Annotated in this window: 3 protein-coding genes; all 3 read right to left on the reverse strand. The window is 59.0% G+C overall.

The genetic code is table 11. From position 1 onward, the window contains the following. The coding region (locus NW820_RS09620) for a Uma2 family endonuclease (RefSeq protein ID WP_414407364.1) at positions 1 to 469 on the reverse strand (469 nt) is incomplete at its 3' end. A 107-nt stretch (positions 470 to 576) separates the two neighbouring features. Then, positions 577 to 2,811, reverse strand: coding sequence for a photosystem I core protein PsaB (gene psaB, locus NW820_RS09625; protein WP_414332634.1), 2,235 nt, complete (start codon positions 2,809 to 2,811; stop codon positions 577 to 579). Between the two features lie 21 nt (positions 2,812 to 2,832). Beyond that, positions 2,833 to 5,100: a photosystem I core protein PsaA gene (gene psaA / locus NW820_RS09630; protein WP_414407365.1), complete on the reverse strand. Its 2,268-nt coding sequence runs from the start codon at positions 5,098 to 5,100 to the stop codon at positions 2,833 to 2,835. Positions 5,101 to 5,316 lie beyond the last annotated feature (216 nt).

Raw genomic sequence — 5,316 nt, forward strand, 5'->3', positions numbered from 1 at the left:
TTGGCAAGCTGTACGTCTCTAGGCAGTTCTCTTGCAAGTTCAAGATCCAGTAGTTGGGGATCCCGGCTTTGGCGTAGAGTCCGAGTTTGACTTCCCGATCATAGGTAAGGGAAGAATCAGCCACTTCGATGATGAGATAGATGTCTTCGGGCTGAGGATGCCGAGAGCGGTACTCATCCTGCTGAAAGCGCACAATGGCAAAGTCGGGCTCTGGCTCGTGATTGGGGGGCAGTTGCACCGGATCCTGGGTGCGCACAATAGCTTGCTCCTGCACAAGGCCCACCAACAGTCGGTACAGGCGGCTACAGTAGGCGGCGTGCCTCTCCCCTTTCGTCATCTTTTGAACCAGGAGCCCGTCAATCAGCTCCAACTGATTGGGCTCTTCAATCTGTCCAGACTCAATCAGTCGATGAAACTCCTCAAAGGTATATCGCCTGATATAGGGATCCAATCGGGCAGCTAGAGTCATCGACCAAACCCATCAGACCCTAAACTTCATATCACCACTCTACCAACTCACAAAAAAGGGATCCCTGGACCAGCCGAGGGATCCCTATTCAGCAGGTTATGGGCTTGCTACCCCGACTGAGAGGCTGTCGAGGCGATAACAAAGGCCGCATAGGTCAACACGTAACCCACCGTGAAGTGAGCCAGACCCACCAGACGACCTTGGACAATCGACATGGCCACCGGCTTGTCTTTCCAGCGGATCAGCTTGGCCAAGGGAGTGCGCTCATGCGCCCACACCAAGGTCTCGATCAGCTCTTGCCAGTAGCCGCGCCAGGAGATCAAGAACATGAACCCGGTTGCCCACACCAGGTGGCCGAACAGGAACATCCAGGCCCAAACCGCCAGGTTATTCATCCCGTAGGGGTTGTAGCCGTTGATCAACTGGGCGGAGTTGGCCCAGAGGTAATCCCGCAGCCAGCCCATCAGGTAGGTGGAGTTCTCGTTGAACTGGGCAGTGTTGCCGCTCCAAACCCCAAGCTGCTTCCAGTGCCAGTAGAAGGTAACCCAGCCGATGGTGTTCAGCATCCAGAACATGGCCAGGTAGAAGGCATCCCAGGCGGAGATGTCGCAGGTGCCGCCTCGACCCGGGCCATCGCAGGGGAAGCTGTAGCCAAAGTCCTTCTTGTCCGGCATCAGCTTAGAGCCGCGGGCATCCAACGCCCCCTTGACCAAGATCAAGGTGGTGGTGTGCAAGCCCAGCGCAATGGCGTGGTGCACCAGGAAGTCACCCGGGCCAATGGGCAGGAACAGGGATCCATTGGGATCGTTGATGGCCTGCAGCCAGCCCGGCAGCCACACGTTGCCGTAGTTGGGCCAAGCGGTAGAAGCAAGGCTGTCGGGGTTGGACAACAACACATCCATGCCGTAGATCATCTTGCCGTGAGAGGCCTGGATGAACTGAGCAAACACCGGCTCGATCAAGATCTGCTTCTCCGGCGTGCCGAAGGCCTGCATGACGTCGTTGTGGACGTACAGCCCCAGGGTGTGGAAGCCCAGGAACAGCGATACCCAGCTGAGGTGGGAGATAATCGCTTCCTTGTGATCCAGCACCCGCGCCAGCACGTTGTTCTTGTTGGCCTCAGGATCGTAGTCCCGCACCAGGAAGATGGCCCCGTGGGCAAACGCCCCCACCATCAAGAAGCCAGCAATGTACTGGTGATGGGTGTAGAGAGCCGCCTCCGTGGTGTGATCCATGGACATGAACACGTAGGGGTTGAGGGCGTACATGTGCTGCGCCACCAGCGAGGTCACCACCCCCAGACAGGCCAAGGCCAGAGCCAACTGGAAGTGCAGGGAGTTGTTGACCGTGTCGTAGAGACCTTTGTGGCCTTCTCCCAGCAGGCCTCCGAAGGGAGTGCCCTTGGGGGGGTTGTGGGCGCCAAGGATCTCCCGGATGCTATGGCCAATGCCCCAGTTGGTGCGGTACATGTGGCCGGCCACGATGAAGATCACCGCGATGGCCAGGTGGTGGTGGGCCATGTCCGTCAGCCACAGGGACTGGGTGTTGGGGTTAAAGCCACCCAAGAAAGTGAGGATGGCCGTGCCCGCCCCTTCTGCCGTGCCCCAGACATGGTTGGCCGTGTCCGGGTTCTGGGCATACACCCCCCAGTTGAGGGTAAAGAAGGGCTTCAGACCTGCCGGGTGGGGCAGAGTGGTAAGGAAGTTGTCCCAGCCTACGTGCTGCCCGCGGGACTCGGGGATGGCGACGTGTACCAGGTGACCAGTCCAAGCCAGGGAACTGACCCCAAACAAGCCGGCCAGGTGGTGGTTGAGACGGGCTTCAGCGTTCTTGAACCAGCTCAGGCTAGGCCGGAAGCGGGGCTGCAGGTGCAGCCAGCCGGCAAACAGAAACACTGCCGCCAACAACAGCAGGCCAATGGCACCGGTGTAGAGATCGCCGTTGGTGCGCAGGCCAATGGTGTTGAACCAATAGTACAGGCCAGAGTAGGCCGCGTTGACGGGGCCGCCGCCCCCGGGTTGGGTAAAGGCTTCCACCGCTGCCTTGCCAAAGTGGGGATCCCAGATGGCGTGGGCGATGGGGGTGACACCCGTGGGGTTGGCTACCCATTGCTCATAGTTGCCTTGCCAGGCGATGTGGAAGACGTTGCCGGAGGCCCACAGGAAGATGATTGCCAGATGGCCAAAGTGGGTGGCGAACAGCTTTTGGTAAAGCCGCTCCTCCGTCATGCCATCGTGGGTCTCGAAGTCGTGGGCGGTGGCAATGCCATACCACAGCCGACGCGTGGTGGGATCGCTGGCCAGGTCTTGGCTGAATTGGGGAAAACGAGTTGCAGTTGTCATGATTCTCTCTTCCTCCTTGCCTTAGCCGAGTGCGCCGAACCGTGCCAGGAAGAACGCCCAGGTGGTGACGATCCCTCCCAACAGGTAGTGGGCCACACCGACCGCCCGACCCTGAATGATGCTCAGAGCGCGGGGTTGAATGGCCGGAGCGACTTTTAGCTTGTTGTGGGCCCAAACGATGGACTCAATCAGCTCCTGCCAGTAGCCGCGACCGCTGAACAGGAACATCAGGCTGAAGGCCCAGACAAAGTGAGCGCCCAAGAAGAGCAGCCCATAAGCCGACAGAGCCGAGCCGTAGGAGTTGATCACCTGCACCGATTGCGCCCACAGGAAGTCCCGCAACCAGCCGTTGATGTTAATGGCGCTGGCCGCAAAGTTGCCGCCGGTGATGTGCTCAATCGTGCCATCGGCGTTGACGGTGCCCCAGATGTCGCTCTGCATCTTCCAGCTGAAGTGGAAGATCACGATGGAGATGCAGTTGTACATCCAGAACAGCCCCAGGAACACGTGATCCCAGCCGGAGACCTGGCAGGTGCCGCCGCGGCCCGGGCCATCGCAGGGGAAGCGGAAGCCCAATTTGCCTTTGTCCGGGATCAACCGGGAAGAGCGGGCAAACAACACCCCCTTGAGCAGGATCAGCACCGTAATGTGGATGGTCATGGCGTGGATGTGGTGCACCATGAAGTCCGCCGTGCCCAGCACCATGGGCATCATGGAGACCTTGCCGCCCACAGCTACCACGTCGCCGCCAAAGATGGGGCTAACCGAAGCGCCCACATAGGGAGCCGTGCTGGCAATGGCCGAAGTGTGCAGCGACTGAATCCACTGGGCAAAGATGGGCTGCAGTTGGATGCCGGTGTCCGAGAACATGTCCTGCGGACGGCCCAGGGCTTGCATCGTGTCGTTGTGGACGTAGAAGCCAAAGGCGTGGAAGCCCAAGAACAGACACACCCAGTTGAGGTGGCTGATGATGGCGTCGCGGTGGCGCAATACCCGATCCAACACGTTGTTGCGGTTCACCGCCGGGTCGTAGTCCCGCACCATGTAAATGGCCCCGTGGGCAGCACCCCCCACCACGAAGAAGCCGCCTATCCACATGTGGTGGGTAAACAGGGAGATCTGGGTGGCGTAGTCGATGCCCATGTAGGGGTAGGGGTTCATGGCGTACATGTGCTGGGCCACGATGATGCTCAGGGATCCCACCATGGCCAGGTTGATGGCCAGCTGGGCATGCCAAGAGGTGGTGAGCACTTCGTAGAGGCCCTTGTGGCCTTCGCCGGTGAAGGGGCCCTTGTGGGCTTCCAGGATCTCTTTAATGGAGTGGCCGATGCCCCAGTTGGTGCGGTACATGTGGCCGGCCACGATAAAGAGCACGGCAATGGCCAAGTGGTGGTGGGCTTGGTCGGTTAGCCAGAGGGCACCGTTCTGCGGATCCAGGCCACCCTTGAAGGTGAGAAACTCCGCGTACTTGCCCCAATCCAAGGTAAAGAAGGGCACCACCCCGCTGAAGATGCCCCAATCCACGCTGGGGAACATCTCCTTCATCAGGGCCGGGTTGAGGATGAACTCGTGGGGCAAGGGCACCTGATCCGCCGGCACGCCCGCATCCAACATCTTGTTGATGGGAATGGACACGTGGATTTGGTGACCAGCCCAGGCCAAAGAACCCAGCCCCAGCAGGCCCGCCAGGTGGTGGTTGAGCATCGATTCCACATTTTGGAACCACTCCAGCTTGGGAGCCCGCTTGTGGTAGTGGAACCAGCCGGCAAACAGGCACAGCCCGGCCATCACCAAGCCACCGATGGCGGTGCAGAGGAGTTGAAACTCATTGGTGATGCCGGCAGCTCGCCAGAGGTGAAATAGACCAGAAGTAATGCGGATCCCTTCGAAGCCGCCGCCCACATCCCCATTCAGGATCTCTTGGCCGAAGATGGGCCAGACCACTTGGGCGCTGGGCTTGACGTTGATCGGATCCGCCAGCCAAGCAGAATAGTTGGAGAACTGAGCTCCGTGGTAGTACATGCCGCTCAGCCAGACGAAAACCACTGCCAAGTGGCCGAAGTGAGCGGAAAAGATCTTACGAGAGACGTCTTCTAAGTCGCTGGTGTGACTGTCGAAGTCATGAGCAAGAGCATGGAGGTTCCAGATCCAGGTCGTGGTCTTGGGGCCACGGGATAGGCTGCGGTCGAAGTGCCCCGGCTTGGCCCATTTCTCAAATGAGGTGGGAACCGGATCCACGTCAACCGACACCTTGACCTTCGGCTCTCGCTCCTTTGGCGTAGTTGTCATCAAGAACTCCTCTCTTGCGACAAGGAACGAAGCATCCCTACCCCTTGGCAGAAGATTCCCCCAGGGCAGGACTTACCTGGCATTATAGGTCAGGGTTTGTGAGCCCTCAGTTGCTTCACAATAATTAAACGAGGGATCCCTTGTCCCATCGAGGCTGGAGTCGATTGGCAATTGTTTTTTCGATCATAGATGTAAATATATGTAACGAATTTTCAG

It is taken from the genome of Synechococcus sp. R55.7, assembly GCF_047461955.1.
Classification (GTDB): Bacteria; Cyanobacteriota; Cyanobacteriia; order Thermostichales; family Thermostichaceae; genus Thermostichus.

Coding starts and splice junctions, on each gene's coding strand:
- psaB (WP_414332634.1), bottom strand. CDS start 2,811: ATGACAACTGCAACTCGTTTTCCCCAATTCAGCCAAGACCTGGCCAGC.
- psaA (WP_414407365.1), bottom strand. CDS start 5,100: ATGACAACTACGCCAAAGGAGCGAGAGCCGAAGGTCAAGGTGTCGGTT.